This window comes from Ancalomicrobiaceae bacterium S20, from assembly GCA_040269895.1.
GTDB lineage: Bacteria > Pseudomonadota > Alphaproteobacteria > Rhizobiales > Ancalomicrobiaceae > Methyloraptor > Methyloraptor flagellatus.
The window spans coordinates 726,054-751,598 of record CP158568.1; the positions used below are offsets into that span (position 1 = coordinate 726,054).

Genomic DNA, 25,545 nt, shown 5'->3' on the forward strand with positions numbered 1-25,545 from the left:
GCTTCGAACGAAATGTTCGAAGTCGGATCGGCACCCCGGATCCGGAGAGCTGGGGCATGAATTCGCGGCTTTGATGATTCCGTCAAAACCGAGCATGCTCTGATGCGAATCGTCGGGATTTCGCAGTGACGCTACGATACCACCCGAATCTTTTCTCGAAGTTTAAGAGTCCGCGAAAGTTCGAGCAATCGATATGCCGTCGCTTTCAGCACCGTTCCGCATCGCAACAATATATGTCGCGACCTTCCTGACGTTCGGGATCTACATTCCGTTCTTTCCGGTGTTTCTCGCCGGGCGCGGTCTCGACGCGACCGCCATTGCTGTGATCGTGGCGGCACCGATGGCGCTCAGGGTCGCGACGGTGTCGTTCCTCGGCACGATCGTCGACCGCTCGACCGACCGGCGGCGCGTGCTGGTCGTCTACAACGGCATCGCGCTCCTCGCTTTCCTCCTGGTCTGGCCCGCAAACAGCCCGCTCGCGATGCTCCTCGCCATGCTCGCGACGGCGCTGTTCTGGAATGCGGTCAATCCGACCAACGACGCGATCGCCTCGGTGATCGCCCGGCGCGAGAAGCGCGACTACGGCCGCATGCGCGTCTGGGGCTCGATCAGCTTCGTGGTCGCCAATGTCGTCGGCGGCGCGGTGCTGGCGCGCACCTCGCCCGAGGCGGTCTATTGGATGATGCTCGGCGGCTTCGTCCTGCAGTTCGCCGCCGCGTTCCTGGCGCCGCATCTGCCGCCCGCGGCGGACGCGCCGGTCACGCGCGAGCCGTTCTCGGCCGGGCTGAAGCTGCTCGGCGGCGACTGGCGCTTCGTCGGCATGCTGCTCGGCGCCTCGATGATGCAGGGCGCGCATGCGCTGCTCTACGGCTTTTCCAGCCTGCATTGGCGCGCGCAGGGCTATTCGGGCGATGCGGTCGGCCTGCTCTGGGCGCTCGGCGTCGCCGGCGAGGTGACGCTGTTCTTCTTAGGGCGACCGCTGACCGGGCCGCTCGGTGCGCGCGGGCTGTTGGTATTCGGCGGGCTCGCGGGGGTGATCCGCTGGTCCGCCTCGCCGCTCGCCGAAAGCCTGCCGTTCTGGTCGGGGCTGCAATTGCTGCACGCGTTCAGCTTCGCGGCGACACACCTCGGCGTCATGCAGGGCATCGCAACGACCGCGCCGGAGCGGCATGCGGCGACCGCGCAGGGCCTCTACCTGGCCATCTCCGGCCTGGTCATGACACTCGCGACGCTCGCCTCCGGTCCGCTCTACCAGCGCTTTGGCGGCGGCGGCTTTCTCGGCATGGCGGTACTCGCGGCGGTCGGCACCGGCGTCGTGCTGGCGGCGATGGAGCCGACCGTGCGCGGCGGTCGGACGCTTCAGCCCCAGAGGCTCGGCGGCGGCGGCAGCAACGTCGAGCCCTCGTAGACGATGCCGGGCTCGCGATCGGCGGCGAGCAGCAGCGGGCCGTCCAGATCGACCACGTCGGCCCCTTGCGCGACGATCACGGCCGGTGCCATCGCGAGCGAGGTGCCGACCATGCAGCCGACCATGACCTTGAAGCCGAGCGCGCGCGCCGCATCGCGGATCGCCAGCGCTTCGGTCAGGCCGCCGGCCTTGTCGAGCTTGATGTTGACCGCGTCGTAGCGGCCGGCGAGCTCGTCGAGCTCGCGGGCGACATGCAGGCTCTCGTCGGCGCAGATCGGGATCGGCCGGGCGATCGCCGCGAGCGCGGCGTCCTGGCCAGCCGGCAGCGGCTGTTCGATCAGCGTCACGCCGGCCGCGACGCAGGCCGAGATGTTCTCCTCGAGCAAGGCGTCGGTCCACGCCTCGTTGGCATCGACGACCAGCCGCGCGTCGGGCGCGCCGCGGCGGACCGCGGCGATGCGCTCCGCATCGCCGGCGCCGCCGAGCTTGACCTTCAGGAGCGGCCGGTAGGAGGCCGCGGCGGCGGCCTCCATGCTCTCGGGCGTGCCGAGGCTCAGCGTGTAGCAGGTCTCGAGGGACCGGAGCGTCGGAACGCCGGCCGCGACATGGGCGCGGATGCCGCTGCGCTTGGCCTCCAGATCCCACAGCGCGCAGTCGACGGCATTGCGCGCCGCGCCGGGGGGCAGGGCGGCGGCGAGCGCGACCCGGTCGAAGCCGGGATCGTCGAGATGGGCGCCGATGCGGCGGACATGCTCGACGACGCCGTCGATCGTCTCGCCGTATCGGGCATAGGGCACGCATTCGCCGCGGCCGACATGGGTGCCGTCGGTGATCGTCGCCACGACCACCACGGCCTCCGTGCGCGACCCGCGCGAGATGGTGAAGCTGCCCGCGATCGGGAAACGCTCGACCGCGACACCGAGCGACAGGCGCGTGCCGCCGCTCACTGCCCGGCTCCCTTGGCGCCCCAGTGCTTGCCGATCTCCGCGACGATGCCGTCCATGCCGAAGCGGATCGGATCGGTCGCGGGCAGGTCGTGGAATGCCGCCGCCTCGTCGATGACGCGGCGCGCCTCGGCCTCGCTCAGATGCTCGGTGTTGATCGCGATGCCGACGCAGCGGATCGCCGGGTTGGTCAGCCGGCCGCAGGTGACCGTGAGGTCGATCACCTCGCGAATCGTCGGCAGCGGATGCTGGACGCCGCGCATCTTGGTGCGCGTGGTCTCGTGGCAGACCACGAAGGCGTCGGGCTGGGCGCCGTGCAGGAGGCCGAGCGTGACGCCGGCGAAGGAAGGATGGAACAGCGAGCCCTGGCCCTCGATCACGTCCCAATGGGTCTCGGCGGCGGCCGGCGATACCCATTCGACCGCGCCGGAGATGAAGTCGGCGACGACCGCATCGATGGCGACGCCGCGGCCGGAGATGAACACGCCGGTCTGGCCCGTGGCGCGGAAGTCGGCATCGAAGCCGGCGGCGCGCATGGCCTTTTCCAGCGCCAGCGCCGTGTACTTCTTGCCGACAGAGCAGTCGGTGCCGACGGTCAGCAGCCGCTTGCCCGGGCGCTTGGTGCCCTTGCCGGTCGCAAAACGCTCGGTCGTATGGCGCACGTCGAACAGCTTCGTGCCGTGCTTCTCGGCCGCCGCCTTGATGGCGGGAACGTCCGAGAGCTTGACGTGCAGGCCGGTCGCGACGTCGAGGCCGGCCTCAATCGCGGCGACGATGCTCGCGACCCAGTGATCCGGCAGCACGCCGCCTGCGTTGACAGCTCCGACGACCATGGTCTTGACGCCGGCGCGCGCGGCTTCCTCGACCGTCATGTCGGGGATCTTCGCGTCCGCGGCGCAGCCCGGCAGCCGGAACTGGCCGAGGCACCACTCGGGTCGCCAGTCGACGATGCCGAGCGCGGTCTTGGCGGCGAGTGCGTCGGCGACGTCGCCGAGGAACAGGAGATAGGGATGCCGGATTTCCATGGTGCGCTACCCGAAACTGTCATCCGCCGGCCACAGAGTCCGGCCAATCGAGAGCCGTCCCTTGTGAGGGGGCGGCCCGCCCTGCACATTGGCACCATGATTCATACGGGTCGTCGCCACGGTCCGGCAAGTCGCAGTCGATACGCATCTTTCCAGCCATGCGCGCCGGTCCCTTCGCTTGGAACGGCCGCCCATCGGATCAGATCGGAATGACCACCGGGGTCGCCATCGCCCGCCGGTCCTTCGCGGACCCGTCGCTGTCGCCCGTTTCGGTCGACGGCGCGTCGGCCGTCGCGCCGCAGGGCGACTGGGTGATCCAGACCGCGCGCCTCGCGGAGACGGTGGTCGCCGGCCCGGCAGGGCAGGCGGCGGGCGATCTCGTGCTCGATCTCGGCGGCATCGGCCGGCTCGATACCGCCGGCGCGCTGGTGCTGAACCGGCTGATCTCGGCCCATGCCGAGGCCGGGCGTCGGGTTCGCGTCGTCAATGTCAGCCAGCCGCATCGCGTACTGATCGAGGCGGTGCGCGACAAGGCGCATCCCGAACTGCCGCCGGCGCCGGCCTTGCCGCTGTGGCGCAAGCTCCTGACCCGGCTCGGCGAGCGCGGCGTCCGCACCTATGGCGAGATCATCGCCGTGCTCGGCGTGCTCGGCGGCGCGACCACCGCCTTCGCGCTGTCGCTGATCAATCCGCGCAAGATCCGCTTCATCCCGTTCGTGCACCAGCTCGAGCGCACGGCGCTCAATGCGACGCCGATCATCGCGCTGATGAGTTTCCTGATCGGCGGCATCATCGCGCAGCAGGGCGCGTTCTACTTCCGCCGCTTCGGCGCGGATCTCTATGTCGTCGACATGGTCGGCGTCCTGGTGCTGCGCGAGATCGGCGTGCTGCTCACCGCGATCATGGTCGCGGGCCGCTCGGGCAGCTCGTTCACGGCCGAGCTCGGCTCGATGAAGATGCGCGAGGAGGTCGACGCGCTGCGCGTGATCGGGCTCGATCCGATCGAGGTCTTGGTGGTGCCGCGGGTCGTCGCGCTGATGGTGGCGCTGCCGATCCTGACCTTCATCTCCAACATCGCCTCGATTCTCGGCGCGGCGCTGGTCTGCGTGCTCTACGCGGGCATCCCGTTCGACATCTTCATGCAGCGGCTCGGCGAGGCGGTGCAGTTCAAGACCTTCATGGTCGGCATGTGGAAGGCGCCGTTCATGGCGCTGATCATCGGCCTCGTCGCCTGCGTCGAGGGCCTGCAGGTCAAGGGCAGCGCCGAGTCGCTCGGCACCCAGACCACGCAGTCGGTGGTGAAGGCGATCTTCATGGTGATCGTCGTCGACGGCATCTTCGCCATGTTCTACGCCGCGATCGGGGTCTGAGCCATGGCGGCGATCGAACCCTTGCGCCAGACCCCCGATGCCCGGCCGGAGACCCGTGACGTGATCCTGCGCGTCGAGGGCGTCACGGTCGGCTTCGGCGACAAGCTCGTGCTGGAAAACCTCGATCTCGACGTCTACCGCGGCGAGATTCTCGGCTTCGTCGGGGCGTCCGGCACCGGCAAGTCGGTGCTCATGCGCACGGTGCTCGGGCTCAACCAGCGTCGGGCCGGCCGGGTGGAAGTGTTCGGGCAGGATCTCGACGGCGCCGATCGCGAGACCCGGCTGGCGATCGAACGCTCCTGGGGCGTCCTGTTCCAGCACGGCGCGCTGTTCTCGTCGCTGACGGTCCGGCAGAACATCCAGGTGCCGATGCGCGAGCACCTGAAGCTCTCCGAGCGGCTGATGGACGATCTCGCCCGGCTCAAGGTCGAGCTCGTCGGTCTCGCGCCGGATGCGATCGACAAGTTCCCGTCCGAGCTCTCCGGCGGCATGATCAAGCGCGCGAGCCTCGCCCGCGCGCTGGCGCTCGACCCGGCGATCGTGTTCCTCGACGAGCCGACCTCGGGGCTCGACCCGATCGGCGCGGCGGAGTTCGACGAGCTGATCGCGACCTTGCGCGACACGCTCGGGCTCACCGTGTTCATGGTGACGCACGACCTCGACAGTCTGGCGACCGTCTGCGACCGTATCGCCGTCCTCGGCGATCGGCGCGTTCTGGTCGAGGGCACGATGGACACGATGCTTCATTTCGACCACCCGTGGGTGAAGTCCTATTTCCGCGGCGCGCGCGCCAGGGGGATCGGGGCATGACCGGCGGGCGACGGCAGTGCATGCGAGCAAGACGGCGCGGCGGCGCCGGAGCCAACGAGGGCAGGCCGGGCGGGGCGACCCCGCAACGGCCGGAATGAGGAACCGATGGAAACCCGCGCCAATCTCGTGACGGTCGGCCTGTTCGTGCTCGCGGTGATCGCCGCCGGGTTCGTCTCGGTCTACTGGCTGCTGCGCGGCTCCGACAGCGGGCCGCGCGCGGAGCTGATCATCGTGTTCCCGGGCTCGGTCAGCGGGCTCGTCAACGGCGCCGCCGTGTCGTTCAACGGCATCAAGGTCGGCCAGGTGACGCGGCTCTCCTTCGCGCCCGACGATCCGACGCGGGTGATCGCGGCGGTGACGATCGATGCCACGACCCCGGTCAAGCGCGACTCGCGCGCCTCGCTCGGCTATCAGGGCCTGACCGGCGTCGCGACCGTGCAGATCTGGGGCGGCTCGGCCGACAGCCCGCCGATGATCCCGATCGAGCCGGGCAAGAACACGCTCTATGCCGAGCGCAGTTCCGTGCAGGACATCATCGAGGGCGCCCAGCGCGTGCTCGGCAAGGTCGACAATGCCGTCAGCACCATCGACAAGGTCGTGCAGGACAATGCCGAGCCGATCAACCGCACGCTGAAGAACGCCGAGACCTTCTCCGACGCGCTCGCCAAGAACTCCGGCAACGTCGAGCGGTTCATGGCCGACGTCGGCAAGGCGGCGGACGTGCTGTCGAAGACCTCGGGCAAGATCGAGACGCTGGTGGAGGACCTCGACACCGTCGTCAAGTCGATCGACCCGAAGCAGGTGTCGGCGATCGTCGAGAACGTCAACAAGGTCTCCGGCGACGTCGCCAAGGCTTCCAGCGAGATCGACGGCGTGATGAAGGACGCCCGCGCCGCGGCCGGCCGGCTGAAGACGTTCTCGGACGACCTCAACAATGCGCTCGGCGACGTGCGCAAGCTCGTGACGGCGGTCGATCCCGACAAGGTGCGCGGCATCGTCAACGACGTCGGCGACTTCTCGCATCGGCTCTCGGCGCAGGGCGGTAACATCGACGAGATCGTCGGCCGGGCCAAGACGATCTCGGAGAACCTGGACAAGTTCTCCAAGGACGTCTCGGCCAAGTCGGAGACTGTGACGAAGATCATCGACGACGCCGGCAAGATCGCCGAGCGGCTCTAGGTCGCCTCGCGACGGGTCGACGGCATTCTGGCCAAGGTTGACGGGCTGGTCGGCTCCGACGAGGGCAAGGGCCTGTTCGCCAAGGGCTCCGATTTCCTGGTCGAGGCCAAGGCGGCCGCGACCAGCGTGCGCGAGATGGCCGACACGTTCAAGGAACGCGCCGACCAGATCGCCGGCGGCATCAACAACTTCGCCGGCACCGGCCTGCGCGAGGTCCGCGGCTTCGTCGCCGAGGGCCGGCGGACGCTCAACTCGCTCGATCGCACGATCGACGAGATCGGCCGCAATCCGCAGCGCTTCCTGTTCGGCGGCAAGCAGGGCAATGTTCCCGAGTATGCGGGGTCGCGTCGATGAGCGTCGGTCGGGCTGAAAGAGAGGCGATGGTGCTGGACAACGCGGTCCTTCGAGCGGGCGCCGGGACGATGTCGGGAGCGGCGGAGCGTGGATCGGGCGCAGGCACTTTGGCCCGGCGGCTCGCCTTGGGCATCGCGCTCGGCGCGACGCTGCTGGTCGGAGGCTGTTCGGTGCTCGGCGGCGGCTCGACGCCGACCGATACGTTCGACCTGACCGCGCCGCGCGAGGTCGCGGCGCCACGCGGCTCGGCGCTGCAGATCCTGGTCCCGGAGCCGGCGACCGATCGGGCCGTCGATACCGACCGCATCGTGGTGCGGCCGAGTGCGACCGAGATCAATTATTTCGCCGGCGCGCAGTGGTCGGACCGTCTGCCGCGGCTGGTGCAGTCGCGGCTGATCGAGGCGTTCGAAAACTCCAAGCGCTTCCGCGCCGCCGGCCGGCCGGGGCAAGGACTGCTGATCGACTATCAGGTCGTCGGCGAGATCCGCGCCTTCGAGTACGACGCGGCGGCCAAGGTCGCGCGGGTCGAGTTCTCGGTGAAGCTGATGAACGACAAGACCGGCCGCGTGGTGGCGACCTCGGTGTTCAAGGCCGAGACGCCGGTCGCCGGCGACAGCGCCCGCACGGCGGTCGCCGGCTTCGACGCGGCCCTCGCCGACGTGCTGCGCCAGGTCGTCGGCTGGACCGCGACCAACGCGGGGCGGTGAGGCGGCGACCTTCGCGATCGCGGGCGGACGAAACAATCAAGGGCTCCTCGCGGAGCCCTTTTCGTTGGCGCGTCGATTTCGGGTTCGCGGTCGCGGGCGCCTCCGGCGAGCGCCCCCGCGCGGGGAACGCCCCCGTCTCAGCCGGCGAGCTGCCTTGCGCTGGCGCCGACCTGCTTGCCGCGCTGCCAGCGGCGCTCGCAGGGCAGGCGTTCGCCGGTGTCCTCAAAAAGGACGTCGAAGGTCTCCGGCATCTCGACCGCGTCGACGAGCAGGAGCCCGAGGCCGTGTTGGGACACGTTGCGGACGATCGCGCCGATATGGGTCGTACCGCCGGTCGGGTTCGGCCAGATCGCCGTCGCCGCGCGGAGCTGCCGTTCGCGGGTCTCGGTGCGGTTGTCCTCGTGCACGACGGTGCCGCCGGCATCGAGCGCGGTGAGGATGGCGTCGAGCACGTCGATCGTGGCGGTTCCGGTCTGCGGCATCGGGCATTCCTCTACGGTAGATGGCGTTTTCGACCATGCGGCAGAGCGATTGCGAGAGATTGAAGCGGATGGGTCCGATTTTACCGATCCCATCGAAATCGCGGCCCGCGCGTCGCGATCACTGCTCCGCCGACGGTCGGGCGAAATGAAAACGGGCGGGGAAATCCCCGCCCGTTCGTCATCTCGTCCGTCGTGCGCCCGCGGGCGCCGGTTCATTCGAACCGGCCGGCGGCGTGGGCGAGCATCGTGTAGACCTTGCCGGTGTCGGAGGTCAGGTACGACTGGCTCATGATGTTGTCCCGATCGGTCCGGGCGACATCGGCGAGCAACTGCTCGAAGTCCGCGATGTAGCGGTCGACCGCGCCGCGGAACTCGCCGTCGCGCTGGTACTTGCGACGGATATCCTCGAAGGTCTGCTGGCCCTGGAGCGTGTAGAGGCGCCGCGTGAACACGTTGCGCTCGCCGCGCTTGTAGCGGTCCCACAGATCGACGAAGGCGACGTCGTCGATGGCGCGGGCGATATCGACCGAGAGCGAGTTCAGGCTCTCGACGATGTGGTGCGGCGCCCGGGGCTCGACGCGCGGCGCCGGGGCAGGGGAGGGCTCCTCGTCCCGCGACGCATTGCGCAGGAGGTCGGACACCCAGCCGCCGCGACCAGCGTCGCCGCCCTCACGGGCGCGCGGGGCCTCGCGCTGGGGCTCCGGCGCACGGAACTCGCGCACCGGCGCCGGGGCAGGTGCCGGAGCGATGGGGGCCTGGGCGATGGGGGCCTGGGCGACCGGGGCCGAACGGGCCGGGGCGGCGCGGTCCATCATCGCTGCGGCGGACGAGCCGCGGCTCTCGTTGGCGCGGCTCTCGTTGACGCGGGCGCCGACCGGACGGGAGACGTCGAGCGAGGCGTTCTGGCGGCCGACGAGGCTGGTGATCTCGTTCAGCGCCTTCAGCTGGTCGGTCACGACGCGGCGCAGCGCAGCGGTCGATTCCTCGGTCTCCTTCGGGAGCTCGAGGACGCCGCGGCGCAGTTCCGCGCGGGTCGCTTCCAGTTCGCTCTGCATCATCCGCGCGGCTTCGCGCATCTTCTCGGTCGCCTCGGCAAAGCGGACCGTGGTCTCGGACACGGCGCGGCTCATCTCCGCGATCATGCCGTCCTGCGCCTGGCGCAGGGTCTCGCTGGCGCGCTGGCCTTCCTGACCGGCGGTCGAGCGCAGGCCGTCGAGCTGCGACAGCACGGTGCGGACCGCGGCTTCGGCGCTGACCGTGAGGGTCGAGCCGACCTCGCGGGCACGGGTCTCGGCCGTGGTCAGCGTGTCGCCGATCAGGCTCGCGAACGAGCGCATCAGGCTGTCGACCGTCTCTGTCCGTTCGACGAGGCCGTTGGCCAGTTCCTCGAGCGAGCGGCGACGCTCCTCGACCGTGGTCTCGAGCAGGCGGTTCGCGTCGGTGATGGCGCGGGCCGAGTCCTTGATCGAGCGAGCCTGGTCGTCGAAGCGGCCGGTGAGGCCGGCGACGTCGCGCAGCACGGTGCCGGACACGTCCTTGAGCGACACGACCTCTCGGGCGATCTCCTCGGTCGCGGTGCGGGTCTCGACGACCGCCCGCTCGATGAACTCGCGCATGTCGGTCGTCTGCTTGCCGAGACCGCCTTCGATCTGCTCCAGGCTCTCGCTGGCGCGGTTCAGCACCGACTGCAGCACGAGGTTGGCCTGGGTCAGGCGCTCCAGCAGGTCGGACATGTCGGTGCGCAGGCGTTCGCCCGCCGCACCCACGGCGCCGACCGTATCGCGGGTCTTCTCGTCGATCGCGGCCACCAGACGCTCGCGCGCCTCGGTGACGGTGCGGGTTGCATCGAGACCCTGGCGCGCGACCGCCTCGGTGAGGTCGCGGCCCTTGCGGTCCAGCGCCTCGACCAGAATGTCGCGGGCCTGGGCGACACGCGTGGCGATCTCGCCGCCGCGGCCGTCGATGGCGCCGACCAGCGACTGCTGGGTGGCGGCGATCCGCTCGACCAGGGCCTCGGCCGAGGCGTCGACGCGGCCGGCGAGCCCGTCGGCGACGGTGCCGACGCGCTCGACGACGGCATCGGCCACGGTGCCGATCCGGCCGGCGAGGCCGTCCGCGACGCTGCCGATCCGGGCGGCGGCGTCGCCGGCGCGGACATCGAGCGTCGAGGCCAGTTCCTCGGTGGCGCGGGCGATCTCGCCGGAGATGCCGTTGGCATGCACCTCGAGCACGGAGACGAGGTCGTTGCGGGCTTCGGCGGCGCGGCGGGCCAGTTCGTCGGCGCGTTCGCCGAGCGTGGTGGCGAGCTGCGCACCCGGGCCTTCGATGAGGCGGGTGAGCTCGGAGGTGCGGTTCGCGAGATTGCGGCCGAGCTCCGAGCCGGCGTCGGTGACGCGGCCGGTCGCGTCCTCGAGCGTCGCCCGGATCGCTTCCGCGGCGGTGCGGCTCTCGGCGGTGAGGCGTTCGGCCACCTCGACGGTGGTGCCGACGAGGGCGGTGCGCGCCTCCTCGCTGCGGACGGTGATCTCGCGGCTGGCTTCGCCGAGCGAGGTCATGAGCTCGCGGCGCGAACGCTCCGTTTCCTCGCCGAGCGTGCGGCCGATCGCGGCCAGACGCTCCTTGACGATCCGGTCGAGGTTGCCGGCGCGCTCGTCGAGCGTGTTGGCGACCTCGAGCATGCGCTGGCCGAGCGTCTCGTTCATCTCGGCGACGCGGCCGGCGAGCTCGCCGGTCACTTCCTGGGTCTTGCGGGCCAGCACGGTGCCGACCTCGGTCATGCGGGTATCGAACGCCGCGGTGACGGCCGCCTGGCCTTCCGAGAAGGTGCGGGCAATCTCGCGGGTGCGCTCCAGCAGGCCTTCCGAGATCTGGCGGGCGCGCAGGTCGAGCGCCTGATCGATCCGGATCGCGCGATCGTCGATCGTGCGGCTGAAGGCATCGGTGCGCTCGGAGAAGTTCGCGGCGATCTGGTCGACGCGGGCGCCAATCGTCTCGGCGAACATCGCGGCGCGGCGGTCGAGCACGCGGCCGACCTCCTCGGTGCGGTTCTCGAGCGACGAGCCGAAGTCGAACAGCTTGTTGTCGAGCGCGTTCGAGAGCGCGAGGGTGCGCTCCTCGATCGTGCGGCCGAGCGTGTCGGTGCGCGCCTGCAGCGTGTCGGCGAGCGCGGTCGTCTGCTCGACGAGCGTGGTGTTGACCGCGACGAGGCGGTTCTCGAGCAGGTCGCGGACGGCATCGGCGCGGGCGCCGAAGGCGTCGACGAGGCCGGCGGCGCGGTGGTTGACGACGTGGTCGAGCGTGTCGAGCCGGTCGGCGAGCGCGGTCGAGATCTCCTGGCCGCGGGCGGACAGGGCCTCGGCGACGCGGCCGCCGACGTCGGAGATCTGGTCGGCGACGGTCTCGCCCTGCGACGAGACGAGGCGCGCGACCTCGGCGCCGGCGCGGCCGAGCCGCTCGGCGAGGTCGGTGGTGCGGCGCAAGAGCTCGTCGCCGACGGTCGACATCGAGCGGTCGAGGTTCTCGCGGAACTCGATCGAGCGGGCCTCGAGCAGGCTGCCGAGCTCGCGGCCGGTCTCGCCGAGGCCGCTCTCGAGCTTGGCGCCGTGCACGACGATCGACTCGTAGATCTGCTCGCCGGTCGACGACAGGCGGTCGGCGAGTTCGCCACCGCGCTTGGAGATGGTCTCGGCGATGCGGCTGCCGGTCTCGTCCAGGCGCTCGGTGATCTCCGAACCGCGCAGGCTCAGGTCGACGATCAGCGACTGGCCGGTGCCCTTCAGCGCCTCGTTGACCTCGCTGGCGCGGCTGCTGATCGCCTCGACGACCTGCGTGCCGGTGATGGTGATGGTCTGCGTGACCTCGTGGCTGCGGTTGACGAAGAGATCGTTGATCTCCTGGCCGGCGCGCGACAGCGACGAGGTGACCTCCGAGCCGCGGCTCGAGATCGTCTCGGCGATCTCCTTGCCGGTGCGCGACAGGGTCTGGTCGATGTTCTGCGAGTGGGCGATCAGGCTCTCGTGCACCTCCTGGCCGCGCGACTGGATCGTGTCGGCGACCATCTTGCCGGTCGAGGACAGGGACTCGGTCAGCGAGGTTCCGGTCGAGGTCAGCGTCGACAGCAGCGTGTCGCCGGTGCGGGCGAGGTTGTCGTTGAGCGTGGTCGACCGCTCGGACAGCGTGTCGATCAGGCGCTGGCCGGTGCCGGCGAAGGTCTCGTTCAGCGTCGTGGCGCGCTCGGTCAGCGACGTGATCAGCGTGTTGCCGGTCGAGGTCAGGGTCGCGGCGACCGCGTCGGAGCGCTCGACCAGCGTCTCGATCACGGTGGTGCCGGTGTGGGCGAGCGTCTCGGTGACGGTCGCACTCTTCTCGGTCAGCGTGTCGATCAGGCTCGCGCCGGTCAGCGACAGGGCCTGGGTCACGCTGTCGGACCGGGTGGTGAGGGTGTCGATCAGCGTCGCACCGGTGCGCTCCAGCGTGTCGGACACGCTCATCGTGCGCTCGGTCAGCGTGTCGATCAGCGTCTGGCCGGTCAGCGTGAACGCCTCGGTCACGAAGGTCGAGCGGTCGTTCAGCGTATCGACGAGCGTGGTCGTCGTGCGCGACAGCGTGGTCGACAGCGTCTCGGTGCGGGTGGTGATCGCCGAGGTCAGCTCGTCCGTGCGGGTCGCGATCGCCGTCGTCAGCTCGTCGGTGCGGCTGGCGATGGTGGTCGACAGCTGGCCGGTGCGGTCGGTGATGGTGTTGACCAGACCGTCGCCGGAGATGCGGATGGCATCGGTCAGCTCGGCGGCGCGGATCGTCATCGTGTCGATGAAGGAGTCGCCGATGGTCTTGACCGAGCCGGTCAGCGTCTCGGTGCGCGAGGTCAGCGTCTCGACCAGCGTGTTGCCGGTGCGGGTCAGGTTGTCGGTGACCTCGAAGCCCTTCATCGACAGGGTCTCGGCCACGATCTGGCCGGCCGAGGCGACGCGGTCGGCGACGTCGGCACCGACGGCCGAGAAGCCGTCGGTGACTTCGCGGCCGGTGGTGCTCAGCTTCTCGATCACCTGATCGGAGTGGCTGCGCACGGCCGAGACCAAGCCTTCGGACTGGGCGCCGATCGCGGCGACCATGCCCTGGCTCTCGATCGCCAGCGTCGTGACCAGGGTCTCGGCGGTGCGGCCGATCTGGTCGGTGATCTCGGCGCCCTTGGTGGCGAGATTGGAGACGAGCCGGTTGGAGGCCTCCTCGGCCGCTTCCGAGATCCGGTCGCGGGTCGACTTCAGCTCGACGGAGAACGTGTCATGGGCGCCGGAAATGGCGGCGCGGACGCGCTCGCCGTTGTTCACGATCGCCTCGCGCTGGTTGACCAGCTCCTCGACCAACGAACGGATGCGCAGCTCGTTCTCGTTATAGGCGCGTTCCAGCGAGGCGACCTCGTTGTGCACCATGATCTCGAGTTCGCTGGCGCGGGCGACGGCGCGCTCGAGGCCGTCGCCGACGGCGGCCATCTCGCGGCGGATCGCCTGGCCGACCGACACGACCGCGTCGGTGGCGTTGGCCTCCGGCTCGGCGAGGCGCAGCGCCACCTCGGTCATCGAACGCGAGGCGAGGCGCAGCTCGGCGGCGCGCCAGACCATCATCGCGAGCGTGAAGAAGAACAGGATCGGCAGCACGACCGCCGCCGCGAGCCACAGCGCCTGCGGCTGGCGGGCGAGCTCGGCGAGCGGCACGGTCACGGCCGGATCGGGATGCAGCGTGTTCCAGGCCAGATAGCCGGCGCCGGCCGCCCAGGCGACCGAGGCGAAGAACGCGATCCAGTAGGGCGAGGACGACGGACGGCGGTTCAGCGCATAGACGAGGCCTGCGATCGAGGCGCGATCGTCGTTGGCCGGGCGTGGCGAACGGCCCGGCGCGGCGTCATTGGCGGGCTGCGACGGCGCGAGGTCGCGCTCGGTCACGGTCTCGATCGAGGCGCGGGTCTCGCCCTCGCCGCGCTGCGGCCGGGCGATGAAGGCGCGGCGCTCGCGCACCTCGGGGGTGGCGACGCTCGGGGCGGGGGCCGTGGCCGACGACGCGGGCGGCGCAACGGGCGCCACCGGCGGCACGGAGACCGCGGCCTCGATGGACTCGGCGAGGATGTCGGCGGTCGAGGGCGTCTTCGTTTCCGGCTTCACCGCCGGAACCGTTTCCTCAGGACCGCCGAAGTCGAGCTTCAGGGCTTCCTCGACCGCGGACAGTGCCGCTTCGGCCGGGTCCTTCGCCTTGGTGGGATTGGTCGCCATCGTGTTCCAAGCCTCGCGTCCGTACACCGTACACACCGGTCGCCGCATACCGGTCCGATCGATCGCTCGCCGAACCTGCGGCCTGCCATGCCACAAGTTCGTAAAGCGCCCGTTTGCCGGCCACCCGCGCGCCGGACCCCGCAACTGGTCCCGCGCCCCGGTTCTGCCGTCCATCGACCACGGGCCCTTGAAGGGTCAGGACCGAAATCCCGGCCTTTCCGGCCATCCCGTCTGTTGCCGCACTCCAATGGTAATGGCACATTAACGAAGATAAAACATGCCGGACGGCTTTTTCCTCATCATCGTTAACGGGCGCGCCATGGCCGGATCAACGCGAAGAGACGGCGACAAGCTCCTGTCGCAGCGGAAGAAACCGACGACGCGGAAGCGGGCGGAGGAGGCCGTCTCGGAGCCGGGTAAGGGGTTTGCCGGCATCGCGTCGGAGGGGGCGGCGGCGTTAACCATTTCGCCCCGGCGCAAGACCGGCGCGGCGGCGGCTCCGTCGCCGGCCCAACGCCGGTATCTGGTCAGGGGATTGGGTCAACCCGGCGGAAAACTGTCACTTTTCGACGAGGACGGCCAGGAGGTGCCGGTGCAGACGGTGGAGTCCTGCATCACGCACGGCTGGGCGGAGCGCTGGTTCGACAATCCGACCAAGCGCAACTGGATCGTCGCCCGTCTGACGCCCGCCGGCTATCGCGCACTCGGCCACGAGCCGCCCGAGACGGGTTCGTCGCCCGCGAAGGGTTGAGCGCGGTTTGCCGCGGCCGGAAGGATGCGAGCGATTTCGGTGACGCTTCATTGACTGTGCCGACAGCGAGGCGTGTGCGACGGCGCTCGGGGGCCTGCATTTTACCTCCGCGTCGACCAGATCCGGCTAGGCTTCTCGCATCGGGAATATCTCGCGGCCGGGGTCGGGCGGTCCCGCACAGGGCAGACGGCCCAGGGCAAGGCGGCTCGAGGGCGCTCAGGGCATGAGGACGATGGTGCAGGCAAGGGCAGAGGCGAGGGTGGGCACGCTCGCGTCGACCGCGGTCGAGGCGGTGGCGCCGGTCGATCTCGCCCATCTGGCTGCGGCGACCTTCGGCGACGTCGCGCTCGAACGCGAGGTGCTGGTGCTGTTTTTGTCGCAGTCGGCCGAACTGATCGGCCGGATCGCGGGCGTGCCGGACGGGCAGGGTCGCTCCGAGCTGGCGCACCGGCTGAAGGGCGCGGCGGCGGGCATCGGCGCGCGCGCCGTCGCCGAGGCCGCCGACCGGGTCGAGGCCGGCGGCGACCCCGGTGCGCTCTGCCGCCTCGCCGAAGCAGTCGCCGAGGCGCAGGCTTTCATCCATGCCCGCCTCGACCAGGCTCGCTGAGGCCGATCTTCCGGCATCGCGACCACCGTGTCGCCCTTGCTCTTCCCTTGGTGGGGTCTGGTGGTGGGTTCTGGCGGCTATTTTGTTGCCCGTTCGGGCCGCTGTGGGGTGTCACGCGACCAAGGCTCGATCGTCGAGCGCCCGGACACGCGGGTGCTCTTTTGCTTTTCAGCGACCGAGCATCACGTGCGCCTTTGTGCCGTCCGTAGGCACGCGCGGCGCTGTTCGCGCAGGACGAGATCGGCGACGAGCCGCTCCCGCGACACTGCCGCATGGCGGCTCTCGCCCACCATCGACTTGACGCAGGCGTCCGAACGGCTATCTCGGTGACACCCCTCCCGGACCGTCGGCGGCCCGACCCGCACGACCATCCATCACGCGAGAGCCTTCATGCCCAAGATCACCTACATCACCTTCGACGGCGCCGAGCACGTGGTCGACGCGGAGGTCGGTTCGACCGTGATGGAAAACGCCGTCCGCCATGCGATCGCGGGCATCGAGGCCGAGTGTGGCGGCGCCTGCGCCTGCGCGACCTGCCATGTCTATGTCGACGAGGCCTGGATGCCGAAGGTCGGCGCGCCGGAGCCGATGGAAGAGGACATGCTCGACTTCGCCTACGAGGTGCGGCCGACCTCGCGGCTGTCCTGCCAGATCAAGGTCAAGCCGGAGCTCGACGGCCTGATCGTGCGCGTTCCCGAGCGCCAGGCCTGAGGCCGGGCGGCGAGCGATAGGACCGGAGCGGGGGCGGTACGTCTGATGACCGGTCCTGCCTCAATCGATCCCGCCGCCATGCCCCCCCCCGAACCGGGCTCAGCCGCCGACGTCACGGCGGCTGAAGCGTTCTCGGCCGACGTCGTCATCGTCGGCGCCGGTCCGGCCGGGCTGTTCGCGGTGTTCCAGCTCGGCCTCTACGATCTGCGCTGCGTCGTGGTCGACAGTCTCGGCCATGCCGGCGGGCAGCTCGCGGAATACTATCCCGACAAGCCGATCTACGACGTGCCCGGCCACACGGTGATCGGCGCGCTCGAACTCGTTGGCGCGCTACAGAAACAGGTCGCGCCGTTCGGGCCGGTCTACCGGTTCGGCGAGCGCGTCGACCGCATCGCGGCGCGGACCGCGGGTGGTTTCGAGGTCGACACCGACGGTGGCACCAAGCTCACCTGCCGCGCCGTCGTGCTCGCGACCGGCGGCGGCGCGTTCCGGCCGAAGCGGCCGGAGATCGACGGCTTGGCGGGGTTCGAGGCGGGCGGTTCGGTGATGGCGGTGTTCGATCCCACCGCGCTCGCCGGCCACGACGTCGTGGTGCTCGGCGGCGGCGATGTCGCGCTCGAGCGCGCGATCGCGGCCGCGGAGGCCGCCGCCTCCGTGACGCTCGTCCATCGCCGCGACGATTTCCAGGCCGCACCGGCGCTGGTGGTCCGGTTCCGGACGCTGGTGGCGGAGGGGCGGACTCGGCTCGCGATCGGCCGGCCGGTCGGGCTAGAGGGAGTGGACGGCCGGCTGAGCGGGGTTCTGGTCCGCGGCCTCGGCGTCGAGCAGCGCGTCGCGGCGACGCGGCTCCTGCCGTGCCTCGGCACCGATCTCGACCGGACGGGACCGGCGGCGTGGGATCTCGACGCCAGCGACGGACGGATCCCGGTCGATCCGGCGAGCTTCGAGACGCGCCGGCCGGGCATCTTCGCGATCGGCGACGGCGCGCTCTATCCGGGCAAGCTGCCGCTGATCCTCTGCGGCTTTCACGAGGCGGCGCTGATGGCGCAGGCGGTGCGGCGCCGGCTGCAGCCCAGGACGCGGCCGATCCTGCCCTATTCCTCGAGCTCCTCCGACCTGCAGCGAAAGCTCGGCGTCCGCTGACGACTTCGGCCCCGAGCGCTGACGCGATCCGCGGAACCCATGCCCGCCGGGCGACATTGCCTTGCCACGACCGACGGCGATCGGACGAGGGAGGTTTCGGCATGCATGGAACGGCACGGATCGCAGGCGCGGCGCTTGCAGCAACCCTCGGGCTGGGGCTCGGCGCGGGCTCGGCGCGGGCGGATCGGAACACCGATTTTCTCGCGCGTCTGAACGGCTCCTGGACGGGCTCGGGCCAGGTGCGCTCGGCGCCGGGCGCCGCGCCCGGCGCGACGCGCTGCCGGCTGACCGGCTCGGGCTCGGGTAATTCCGTCACCATCTCTGGCGCCTGCGACGGCGCGGCCAAGAATGCGCAGATCGTCGTCGACCTGCGCTGGAGCGCGCCGACGGGGCAGGTGCTCGGTACGTTCCAGGGCGGCGGCGAGACCGGCACGGCGCGGCTCGCCGGCAAGATCTCCGGCCGCACGCTGACGATGCAGGTCACGTCCCAGAACGGCGGCACCGGTCACATGGTGCTGACCTTCGCCGGCGACCGGTCCGCGAGCCTGAAGGTCACCGGCCGCGACCGTGACGCCGGCGGAACCGTGACCTGGGTCGACGTGCGGCTGTCGAAGGGGTGAGGCTTCCGGTGCTCGCGGGAGACGGTTTGCCCGCCGGCGGTGATCGCCTATCCTGAGACCCGCGCCGACCCATGGCGCGGTCAGAGGGAACGGCCGATGTTCGTCAGGTTTCTCGCCGAGTTGAAGGGCGCCGGGCTGCCGGTGTCGGTGCGGGAGTATCTGACGCTCATGCAGGCGCTCGACCGGGACTTGGCCGAAAAGCGCGTCGAGGACTTCTACTATCTCGCCCGCGCCACGCTGGTGAAGGACGAGAAGAACCTCGACAAGTTCGACCGCGTGTTCTCGACCGTGTTCAAGGGCCTCGACCTGATGGGCGAGGCGCTGTCGGCGACCATCCCCGAGGAATGGCTGCGCAAGCTGGCGGAGCGGCACCTGACCGAGGACGAGAAAGCGCTGATCCAGTCGCTCGGCGGCTGGGACAAGCTCATGGAGACGCTGAAGCAGCGTCTGGAAGAGCAGAAGGGCCGGCACCAGGGCGGCAACAAGTGGATCGGCACCGCCGGCACCTCGCCGTTCGGTGCCTATGGCTACAATCCGGAAGGTGTCCGGATCGGCCAGGACGAGAGCCGGCACCGCCGCGCGGTCAAGGTCTGGGACCGGCGCGAGTTCAAGGATCTCGACGACACGGTCGAGCTCGGCACCCGCAACATCAAGGTCGCGCTGAAGCGCCTGCGCAAGTTCGCGCGCACGGGTGCCGCCGACGAACTCGATCTCGACGATACGATCCGCGCCACCGCTCACCGCGGCTATCTCGACATCAAGATGCGGCCCGAGCGGCACAATGCGGTGAAGCTGCTCGTGTTCTTCGACGTCGGCGGCTCGATGGACGATCATGTCCGCGTCTGCGAGGAACTGTTCTCGGCGGTCAGGACCGAGTTCAAGACCATGGAGTGGTTCTACTTCCACAACTTTCTCTATGAGAGCGTGTGGAAGAACAATCACCGCCGCCACGCCGAGCGCATCCCGACCTTCGACCTGCTGCACAAGTTCCCGCACGATTACAAAGTCATCGTGGTCGGCGACGCCTCGATGAGCCCCTACGAGATCACCTATCCCGGCGGTTCGGTCGAACACTGGAACGAGGAGCCTGGCGCGGTCTGGCTCGGCCGCGTGCTTGCGACCTATCCGAAGGCGGTCTGGCTCAATCCTCTGCCCGAGCGGCAATGGGCGTATACGCATTCGATCGGCATGGTGCGGCAGCTGATGGGCGACCGGATGTATCCGCTGACGCTCGAAGGGCTCGACGGCGCGATGCGCGAGCTGGCGCGCTGAGCCGGCGTGTCTGAATGCCCGCTGCGCCGCGGGCGCCGGGCAGCGATCCGCTTGTGTCGGTTGCCGGAGCGGCGCTGCGCAGGCACCTTGCAGGTCCACGCCTGACGCCTTCCTTCGCCGATTTTTCGGAGCCCGCGCCCCATGCCGCGTATCGGAAGCCACGCCTATGGCGCGACGCTGGTGGCGATCGCGGCCGTGCTGTGGAGCACGGCCGGCATCTATGTGCGGCTCGTGCCGGTCGATACCTGGACCATGCTCGGCTGGCGCTCGTTCTTCGCCGGGCTCGCGCTCGGTGCGCTGGTGATCGGGCGCGAACGGCGGAACACGCTCCGCGCCTTCGGCGGCATCGGTCGGCCGGGGCTCTGGGCGATCCCGCTCGGCGTCGTGTCGATGGCGAGCTACGTCATCGCGCTGAAGCTGACCAGCGTCGCCAATGTCATGGTGATCTACGCCACCGTGCCCTTCGTCGCGGCCGCGATCGCCTGGATGTGGATCGGCGAACGCACCAGCACGCGCGTGCTGGCGGCCTGCGCCATCGCCCTCGTCGGCATCGCGATCTCGGTCGGCGGGGCGGGGAGCCTGCAAGATCTCGCCGGCATCGGCGCCTCGTTCGTGATGACCGTGGCCTTCGCGGTCCAGCTCGTGATGGCGCGCAAGTACCCCAAGCTCGACATGGGCGTGATCAAGACCGCCTCGGGGCTGATCTGCGCCGCGCTCTGCGTGCCCTTCGCCTCGACGGTGGTGCCGGGGCCGGTCGATCTGACGCTGCTTGCGCTGTTCGGCGTCACCACGACCGGGCTCGCCTACCTCCTGTTCCTGACCGGCGGCCGCTACATCCCGTCGGCGGAGGCCGGGCTGATCGGGCTCGGCGACATGGTGCTCGGGCCGCTTTGGGTCTGGATGCTGTTCGCCGAGCGGCCCAACGACGCGACGCTGGTCGGCGGTGCGCTCGTGCTCGTGGCGATGGGGTATTACTTCCTCGGCCAGTTCCGGCCGGCCGAACCCAGGCCGGCGTGAGGGCCGGAAACGAAACCGCCGCCCGGGCGGGCGGCGGCGGGTGATCCGGATCGCGATGCGGCGCGCTCAGTCGCGCAGGACCAGCACCGAGCAGAGCGCGTGGCGGACGATCTTGGCGGCGTTGGAGCCGAGCAGATAGGTCGACATGGCCGGGCGGTGCGAGGAGATCACGATCAGGTCGGCACCGAACTCCTGCGCCTCGTCGAGCACCTCGTGATAGATGCTGCCCATGCGCAGCGAGGTCGAGATCGCCTTGCCGTCGTGGGCGATCGCCTTGGCGATCTCCTTCATCCGGTCGTCGGTCTCCTTCTCGAGGTTGGCCTCGAAATCGGCCGGCAGGAATTCCGACACATAGCCGCCCATCGGCACCATGACGCTGACGAGGCGGATCTCGCCGCCGGGCACGACCATCGCGACGGCGTTCTCGACCGCCTTGCGCGCGAACTCGATCTCGCCGGGATCGACCGGCACGACCACTTTCTTGAACATCTTGTCCCTCCTCGACGGTTCTTCGTTCGAGTTTCGGGACGCTAGGCCCGCGCCGGCGGGGCCGCATTGAGCGAGGTCAATGGTGGTCGGAGGATTGCCGGCCGCGGCATCGGGATGAACCCGGTCAGTCGGTCGACGGCATCTTGGTGATCTCGCCCATCATGTCGCGCAGCTTCGGCGGCGGCACCGCGGTCCAGGGCATGGGGCGGACGACATCAAGGGCCGCGAGGCCGAGGCGGGCGGTGAGCAAGCCGTTGACCACGCCCTCGCCGAGCCGGGCGGAGAGTTTTGCGGCGAGGCCCTGGCCGACCAGCTGCTGCACCAGCGTGTCGCCGAGCGCCATGCCGCCGGTGACGCCGAGATGGGTGACGACCCGGCCGGCGAGGCTCAGGAAGCCGAGCGTGCCGGGGCGGCCGCCGTAGAGATCGGCGAGCCGGCGCAAGAGGCGGATGTTCTCGTAGAGCACGTAGAGAATGTCGACGGCCGCACGCGGGCTGATCGCGGTCACGACCGACACGCGCTTGGCCGCATCGAGCACGAGGCGGCGGGCGGTTTCGTCGAGCGGCAGCAGCAGTTCGCGCTCGGCGAGCTTCAGGAGATCGGTGCCCTCGATCACCTCGCGGGCATGGCCGCGCAACGCCGCGCGGCCGCGGGCGGTCTCGGCACGATCGGCGTAGAGGGTGGCGAGTTCGCCGACGAGCCCGCGCGCGGCCTTCTCGTCGTCGCCGAGAATGGCGGTCGCGACCTTGCGGCGCAGCCGGTCGATGCGGGCGAGCCGGGCGAAACCGGCGACCTCGCGGGCGATGATCGCGATCAGGGCCGCGAGCGCGACGCCCGCGAGCGCGAGGCCGAGCCAGCCGAGCCATTCGGCGCGCGCCCAGAGTTCGCGGATCAGGCCGTCGATCGACAGGCCGACCGCCAGCGATACGAGGCCGCCGAGCGCGCCGAAGAGGAGCTTGCGCCAGAGCCCGCCGCGCGCGCCCGCGACCGGGGCCGGCACGGCGCCGATCGGCTCGGTCGGCTCCTCGGGCTCGGTGACGATCACGGTCTGGTGCGGCCGTTTGAAGTGCCGCTGCTCGGCACCGGGCTCGACGACGACGTCCGGGCCGTCGACCCGGAAGGCGCGCGGGCGGCGGCGCTCGGGATGGGCGTCGTCGTTGGGCGTGCGATCCGACGGGCTCATGTCAGTCGGTCTCCGATCAGGAACTGCAACGCGCGGTCGAGCCGGATGTGCGGCAGCGACAGGGTCAGGCCCTCCGCCGTGCGTTCCAGCCGGGGCGGGCGGAAGCGCACGAATTCGAGGCCGAGGCCGGGGTCGGTTTGGGAACCGGAATGGGGCGCCTGTTGAAGTTCCGATTCCGATTCAAGTGCTTCGGAGATTGAGTCTGGCCGCTCGAAGACCGATTCCGGATCATCGGGCAAGTCCCCGGGAAATATGGCGATTTCCGCCTCGCCGTCGAAGGCCTCGCCGCCGAGGCGTTCGCCCGGCAGCGGCACGCCGAGGATCGCGGGCAGGGTCTCGCCGCGATCGGAGACCGAGGCCTCGCGGGTGGCGCGGACGGCGGCCATGGCGATCACATCGACCTCGGCGCCGGCGAAGGAGGCCCGCTCGATGGCGCGGCCGACCAGCCGGCGCAGGATCGCCTCGAGCCGGTCGTGGCTATCGCGGTGCAGGTGGTCGGCCTTGGTGGCGGCGAAGACGATGCGGTCGATCCGTCGCGACAGGATCGAGCCGAGCCAGGACAGCCGGCCGGGCCGGAAGCATTGCAGGATCTCGGTTAGTGCCAGTTCGAGATCGGCGACGGCACGCGGACCGGCGTTCAGCGCCTGCAACGCATCGACCAGCACGATCTGGCGATCGAGCCGGGCGAAGTGGTCGCGGAAGAACGGCCGCACGACGACGTCCTTGTAGGCCTCGAAACGGCGCTCCATCATCGCGCGCAGGCTCTTCGGCACGGTGACGGTGCCGGGCGCGAGATCGAGCGGCGCGAAGGTCAGAGCGGGCGAGCCTTCGAGATCGCCCGGCATCAGGAAGCGGCCCGGCGGCAGGGTCGAGAGCGCGTGCTCGTCGGCGCGGGCGGCGCGCAGGTAGCCGGTGAAGGCCTCGGCCAGATCGCGGGCGAGGCCTTCGTCCTCCGGACCGGTCGGGTCGAGACCGGCGAGCGTCGCGAGCCACGAGGCGGCGAGGGCGGCGCGGGCCGGCTCGCGGGCGCGGGCGAGCGTCTCGGCCGACCAGGTGGCGTAATCCTTGGCGAGCAGCGGCAGGTCGAGCAGCCATTCGCCGGGATAATCGACGATGTCGAGATGGATGCGGCCCCGGCCGAGCGTGCGGTTCAGGAAGGTCGCGGACTCGAATTCGAGCGTCACCCGCAGTTCGGAGACCCGCCGGGTCGAACTCGGCCACAGCCGCTCCTCGACCAGCTTGCGGACATGGGCCTCGTAGTCGAAGCGCGGCACCGCGTCGTCGGGCTGCGGCTCGAGATAGGCGCGCGCGATGCGGCCTGAGGCGGCGGCCTCGAACAACGGCAGGCGGCCGCCCTTGATCAGGTTGTGGACGAGGGCGGTGATGAAGACCGTCTTGCCGGCGCGCGACAGACCGGTGACGCCGAGCCTGAGCGACGGAGTCACGAGACCGGTCGCGCGGTCGGCGATGTTGAGGAGCGCGAGCCGCGCCTCGTCGAGCGTCGGGATCAGGGGCATCAGTCCGTCCGTTGCGATCGAACCGCGAGGTGAGCGGGCGTCTCCCGCGGCGATCCTCATGTAGGACGTGAACCGCGACGGCGGAAGGCCGCCGCCGCGCTCGGGCCGCGGGCATCCGGGATCGGACGGATCTCATCGGTCGGGCCGCGCTGCGGGACACGCAGGCGGCCCGCGTTCAGTCGTCGCCGTCCTCGTCGTCGGCGCCGATCACCTCGAGCTCCTTCGGCCGGAAGAAGGCGACGATCCGACCGGTGCCGGGTTCGATGTCGGTCCAGCGCTTGGCATCGAAGTCGATGACGGCGAGCGCGGCGGTCGGGAACTTCTCGGCGATGTCGTCGACCAGTTCGGGATTGCCGGCGCCGATCAGCGCGCGGGCCGTGTCCTGCATGCCGGGATTGTGGCCGATGACCAGGAGCGTGCGCGCGCCGTTGCCGTAGGCGCGCACGATGTCGATCATGCGGTCCTCGGACGCCATGTAGAGCTCGCGGGTGACGCGTGCCTCGATATCGGTGTCGAGATAGGGCAGGAGCCCGGCCAGCGTCTCGCGGGTTCGGCGGGCGGCCGAGCACAGCACCTTCTGCGGCAGGAGGTGGTGCACCGCCATGTGCCGCCCCATCAGCGGCGCGGCCCGGCGGCCTCGGGTGTTCAGCGGGCGGGAGAAGTCATCGAGCGCGGGGTCGTCCCAGGACGACTTGGCATGACGCAGAAGAAGCAGGCGGGGCATGTCTCGACTCGGATCTCGCTCTGCGGACTGACTGAGCCGTCGCGATAGCATGCCGTCTGTGACGGCGCGAGGTCGGTCCGCAAACGGCCGGATCCGGGCTCGAATATGACGGGGACATCCGGTCAGCTCGTATTTCCGTCGTCGTCCTCCGGCCCGTCACGCCACTCCAGGATGTCGCCGGGCTGGCAATCGAGTACGCGGCAGATCCGCGACAGGGTCGCGAAGCGCACGCCCTTCACCTTGCCGGACTTCAGCAGCGAGAGGTTCGGCTCGCTGATGCCGATGGCACCGGCGAGCTCCTTCGAGCGCATCTTCCGCTTGGCCAGCATCACGTCGAGATTCACGATGATCGGCATGGGGCGCTCACACGAAGGAGGAGTTTTCGTCGGCGATGTCGGCCGCGACCTTGAAGACGTGGGCGAGCGCGAGAAACCCGGCGAGGAAGATGACGTTCAGCAGGTCCTGCGGACTGAAGAACACCGCCAGGGCCCGGCCGTGCGGCGCGTTGCCCAGCGTCGCCAGCGCCGAGAGCGCGGGACGCGACAGCAAGTCGGCGAGTTCCGCACCCATCCCCCAAACGGCGACGCACCTGAGCGTCGCCGCGGCATCGGGCGTGAACACGCGGCCTTCGAGGAAGCCCGTGAACAGCCGCCAGACGGCGAGAGCGGTCGCGGCCAGCGGCAGCCAGACGAGGAAATGAACGGCGAAGCCGCTCAACTGCTGCCAGGGCGCGATGTCGACGATGGTGATGCCGAGCATGCCGCCATAGAAGCGGCGGAGGTGATCGGTGTCGCTCCAGTGCTGGACGATCTGGACGAAGACCCAGGCCGCATAGAGCGGCGTCGCGATCCGCAAGGTGTGGCAGAGCCAGCCGATCCGGGCGCGCAACGCCTGCAGGGCGGGGGACGCCGGGTCGGCGGCGGCGGGCGACGGGGCATAGGGCATCGGGAAACTCCGGGTGGGGTTGAC

The 25,545-nt window shown here is 70.0% G+C and carries 23 protein-coding genes; 13 read left to right on the top strand and 10 right to left on the bottom strand.

Going from position 1 to position 25,545, the window contains the following annotated elements; genetic code table 11:
* Positions 1 to 193: 193 nt before the first annotated feature.
* Positions 194 to 1,408, top strand: a complete 1,215-nt coding sequence (locus ABS361_03430; protein ID XBY45348.1) for an MFS transporter — start codon at positions 194 to 196, stop codon at positions 1,406 to 1,408.
* On the opposite strand, the gene dgcA is transcribed toward ABS361_03430, so the two are convergent.
* Together dgcA and dgcN are read right to left on the bottom strand one after the other, a co-directional pair.
* Positions 1,360 to 2,355: an N-acetyl-D-Glu racemase DgcA gene (dgcA, locus tag ABS361_03435; GenBank protein XBY45349.1), complete on the bottom strand. Its 996-nt coding sequence runs from the start codon at positions 2,353 to 2,355 to the stop codon at positions 1,360 to 1,362. The genes ABS361_03430 and dgcA overlap by 49 nt on opposite strands.
* Positions 2,352 to 3,377 (bottom strand): N-acetyltransferase DgcN, encoded by a 1,026-nt coding sequence (dgcN, locus tag ABS361_03440; GenBank protein ID XBY45350.1) that lies wholly within the window; start codon positions 3,375 to 3,377, stop codon positions 2,352 to 2,354. Before dgcN ends, dgcA begins: the two co-directional genes overlap by 4 nt.
* A 209-nt stretch (positions 3,378 to 3,586) precedes the next feature.
* Between dgcN and ABS361_03445 the strand changes: the two genes are divergently transcribed.
* From ABS361_03445 to ABS361_03465, 5 genes are all read left to right on the top strand, one after another.
* On the top strand, positions 3,587 to 4,747 hold the full coding sequence (locus ABS361_03445; GenBank protein XBY45351.1) for an ABC transporter permease: 1,161 nt from the start codon (positions 3,587 to 3,589) through the stop codon (positions 4,745 to 4,747).
* Positions 4,748 to 4,750: 3 nt separating this feature from the next.
* Entirely contained in the window at positions 4,751 to 5,557 is an 807-nt protein-coding gene (locus ABS361_03450) for an ABC transporter ATP-binding protein (protein ID XBY45352.1), read from the top strand.
* A gap of 105 nt (positions 5,558 to 5,662) precedes the next feature.
* Entirely contained in the window at positions 5,663 to 6,736 is a 1,074-nt protein-coding gene (locus tag ABS361_03455) for an MlaD family protein (protein XBY45353.1), read from the top strand.
* Between the two features lie 126 nt (positions 6,737 to 6,862).
* Positions 6,863 to 7,090, top strand: coding sequence for a hypothetical protein (locus tag ABS361_03460; protein ID XBY45354.1), 228 nt, complete (start codon positions 6,863 to 6,865; stop codon positions 7,088 to 7,090).
* A gap of 125 nt (positions 7,091 to 7,215) precedes the next feature.
* Complete coding sequence (locus ABS361_03465; protein ID XBY45355.1) at positions 7,216 to 7,797, top strand: ABC-type transport auxiliary lipoprotein family protein; 582 nt, start codon at positions 7,216 to 7,218, stop codon at positions 7,795 to 7,797.
* A 137-nt stretch (positions 7,798 to 7,934) separates the two neighbouring features.
* On the opposite strand, the gene ABS361_03470 is transcribed toward ABS361_03465, so the two are convergent.
* Positions 7,935 to 8,279, bottom strand: coding sequence for a hypothetical protein (locus ABS361_03470; protein XBY45356.1), 345 nt, complete (start codon positions 8,277 to 8,279; stop codon positions 7,935 to 7,937).
* Between the two features lie 212 nt (positions 8,280 to 8,491).
* Positions 8,492 to 14,542 (bottom strand): hypothetical protein, encoded by a 6,051-nt coding sequence (locus tag ABS361_03475; protein XBY45357.1) that lies wholly within the window; start codon positions 14,540 to 14,542, stop codon positions 8,492 to 8,494.
* 277 nt (positions 14,543 to 14,819) lie between these two features.
* Between ABS361_03475 and ABS361_03480 the strand changes: the two genes are divergently transcribed.
* From ABS361_03480 to ABS361_03510, 7 genes are all read left to right on the top strand, one after another.
* Entirely contained in the window at positions 14,820 to 15,293 is a 474-nt protein-coding gene (locus tag ABS361_03480) for a hypothetical protein (GenBank protein XBY45358.1), read from the top strand.
* 259 nt (positions 15,294 to 15,552) lie between these two features.
* Positions 15,553 to 15,900, top strand: a complete 348-nt coding sequence (locus ABS361_03485) for an Hpt domain-containing protein (GenBank protein ID XBY45359.1) — start codon at positions 15,553 to 15,555, stop codon at positions 15,898 to 15,900.
* 390 nt (positions 15,901 to 16,290) lie between these two features.
* The gene (locus ABS361_03490) at positions 16,291 to 16,611 is read left to right on the top strand and encodes a 2Fe-2S iron-sulfur cluster-binding protein (GenBank protein ID XBY45360.1); all 321 of its coding nucleotides are present in this window, start codon (positions 16,291 to 16,293) and stop codon (positions 16,609 to 16,611) included.
* A 78-nt stretch (positions 16,612 to 16,689) separates the two neighbouring features.
* On the top strand, positions 16,690 to 17,754 hold the full coding sequence (locus tag ABS361_03495; protein XBY45361.1) for an NAD(P)/FAD-dependent oxidoreductase: 1,065 nt from the start codon (positions 16,690 to 16,692) through the stop codon (positions 17,752 to 17,754).
* Between the two features lie 101 nt (positions 17,755 to 17,855).
* Positions 17,856 to 18,374 (top strand): hypothetical protein, encoded by a 519-nt coding sequence (locus tag ABS361_03500; GenBank protein ID XBY45362.1) that lies wholly within the window; start codon positions 17,856 to 17,858, stop codon positions 18,372 to 18,374.
* Between the two features lie 96 nt (positions 18,375 to 18,470).
* Positions 18,471 to 19,646, top strand: a complete 1,176-nt coding sequence (locus ABS361_03505; GenBank protein ID XBY45363.1) for a VWA domain-containing protein — start codon at positions 18,471 to 18,473, stop codon at positions 19,644 to 19,646.
* Positions 19,647 to 19,787: 141 nt separating this feature from the next.
* Positions 19,788 to 20,663 carry a DMT family transporter gene (locus ABS361_03510; GenBank protein ID XBY45364.1) on the top strand — a complete coding sequence of 292 codons (876 nt, stop codon included), beginning with the start codon at positions 19,788 to 19,790 and terminating at the stop codon, positions 20,661 to 20,663.
* Between the two features lie 66 nt (positions 20,664 to 20,729).
* Here the strand turns inward: ABS361_03510 and ABS361_03515 are convergent, their stop codons facing one another.
* From ABS361_03515 to ABS361_03540, 6 genes are all read right to left on the bottom strand, one after another.
* Complete coding sequence (locus tag ABS361_03515; protein ID XBY45365.1) at positions 20,730 to 21,152, bottom strand: universal stress protein; 423 nt, start codon at positions 21,150 to 21,152, stop codon at positions 20,730 to 20,732.
* A gap of 124 nt (positions 21,153 to 21,276) precedes the next feature.
* Complete coding sequence (locus ABS361_03520) at positions 21,277 to 22,335, bottom strand: TIGR01620 family protein (GenBank protein XBY45366.1); 1,059 nt, start codon at positions 22,333 to 22,335, stop codon at positions 21,277 to 21,279.
* Positions 22,332 to 23,852 carry a YcjX family protein gene (locus ABS361_03525; GenBank protein XBY45367.1) on the bottom strand — a complete coding sequence of 507 codons (1,521 nt, stop codon included), beginning with the start codon at positions 23,850 to 23,852 and terminating at the stop codon, positions 22,332 to 22,334. The genes ABS361_03520 and ABS361_03525 overlap by 4 nt, the downstream gene beginning before the upstream one ends.
* A 175-nt stretch (positions 23,853 to 24,027) precedes the next feature.
* Positions 24,028 to 24,576: a histidine phosphatase family protein gene (locus tag ABS361_03530; GenBank protein ID XBY45368.1), complete on the bottom strand. Its 549-nt coding sequence runs from the start codon at positions 24,574 to 24,576 to the stop codon at positions 24,028 to 24,030.
* Positions 24,577 to 24,698: 122 nt separating this feature from the next.
* Positions 24,699 to 24,932, bottom strand: a complete 234-nt coding sequence (locus ABS361_03535; GenBank protein XBY45369.1) for a helix-turn-helix transcriptional regulator — start codon at positions 24,930 to 24,932, stop codon at positions 24,699 to 24,701.
* Between the two features lie 7 nt (positions 24,933 to 24,939).
* Positions 24,940 to 25,521 (bottom strand): DUF2975 domain-containing protein, encoded by a 582-nt coding sequence (locus ABS361_03540; protein ID XBY45370.1) that lies wholly within the window; start codon positions 25,519 to 25,521, stop codon positions 24,940 to 24,942.
* Between the last annotated feature and the right edge of the window lie 24 nt (positions 25,522 to 25,545).

Excerpts from the sequence above, each read along its gene's own strand:
- ABS361_03430 (XBY45348.1), top strand. The coding sequence starts at position 194 with ATGCCGTCGCTTTCAGCACCGTTCCGCATCGCAACAATATATGTCGCG.
- dgcN (XBY45350.1), bottom strand. The coding sequence starts at position 3,377 with ATGGAAATCCGGCATCCCTATCTCCTGTTCCTCGGCGACGTCGCCGAC.
- ABS361_03445 (XBY45351.1), top strand. The coding sequence starts at position 3,587 with ATGACCACCGGGGTCGCCATCGCCCGCCGGTCCTTCGCGGACCCGTCG.
- ABS361_03450 (XBY45352.1), top strand. The coding sequence starts at position 4,751 with ATGGCGGCGATCGAACCCTTGCGCCAGACCCCCGATGCCCGGCCGGAG.
- ABS361_03455 (XBY45353.1), top strand. The coding sequence starts at position 5,663 with ATGGAAACCCGCGCCAATCTCGTGACGGTCGGCCTGTTCGTGCTCGCG.
- ABS361_03470 (XBY45356.1), bottom strand. The coding sequence starts at position 8,279 with ATGCCGCAGACCGGAACCGCCACGATCGACGTGCTCGACGCCATCCTC.
- ABS361_03475 (XBY45357.1), bottom strand. The coding sequence starts at position 14,542 with ATGGCGACCAATCCCACCAAGGCGAAGGACCCGGCCGAAGCGGCACTG.
- ABS361_03480 (XBY45358.1), top strand. The coding sequence starts at position 14,820 with ATGCCGGACGGCTTTTTCCTCATCATCGTTAACGGGCGCGCCATGGCC.
- ABS361_03490 (XBY45360.1), top strand. The coding sequence starts at position 16,291 with ATGCCCAAGATCACCTACATCACCTTCGACGGCGCCGAGCACGTGGTC.
- ABS361_03495 (XBY45361.1), top strand. The coding sequence starts at position 16,690 with ATGCCCCCCCCCGAACCGGGCTCAGCCGCCGACGTCACGGCGGCTGAA.
- ABS361_03500 (XBY45362.1), top strand. The coding sequence starts at position 17,856 with ATGCATGGAACGGCACGGATCGCAGGCGCGGCGCTTGCAGCAACCCTC.
- ABS361_03505 (XBY45363.1), top strand. The coding sequence starts at position 18,471 with ATGTTCGTCAGGTTTCTCGCCGAGTTGAAGGGCGCCGGGCTGCCGGTG.
- ABS361_03510 (XBY45364.1), top strand. The coding sequence starts at position 19,788 with ATGCCGCGTATCGGAAGCCACGCCTATGGCGCGACGCTGGTGGCGATC.
- ABS361_03515 (XBY45365.1), bottom strand. The coding sequence starts at position 21,152 with ATGTTCAAGAAAGTGGTCGTGCCGGTCGATCCCGGCGAGATCGAGTTC.
- ABS361_03520 (XBY45366.1), bottom strand. The coding sequence starts at position 22,335 with ATGAGCCCGTCGGATCGCACGCCCAACGACGACGCCCATCCCGAGCGC.
- ABS361_03525 (XBY45367.1), bottom strand. The coding sequence starts at position 23,852 with ATGCCCCTGATCCCGACGCTCGACGAGGCGCGGCTCGCGCTCCTCAAC.
- ABS361_03530 (XBY45368.1), bottom strand. The coding sequence starts at position 24,576 with ATGCCCCGCCTGCTTCTTCTGCGTCATGCCAAGTCGTCCTGGGACGAC.
- ABS361_03535 (XBY45369.1), bottom strand. The coding sequence starts at position 24,932 with ATGCCGATCATCGTGAATCTCGACGTGATGCTGGCCAAGCGGAAGATG.
- ABS361_03540 (XBY45370.1), bottom strand. The coding sequence starts at position 25,521 with ATGCCCTATGCCCCGTCGCCCGCCGCCGCCGACCCGGCGTCCCCCGCC.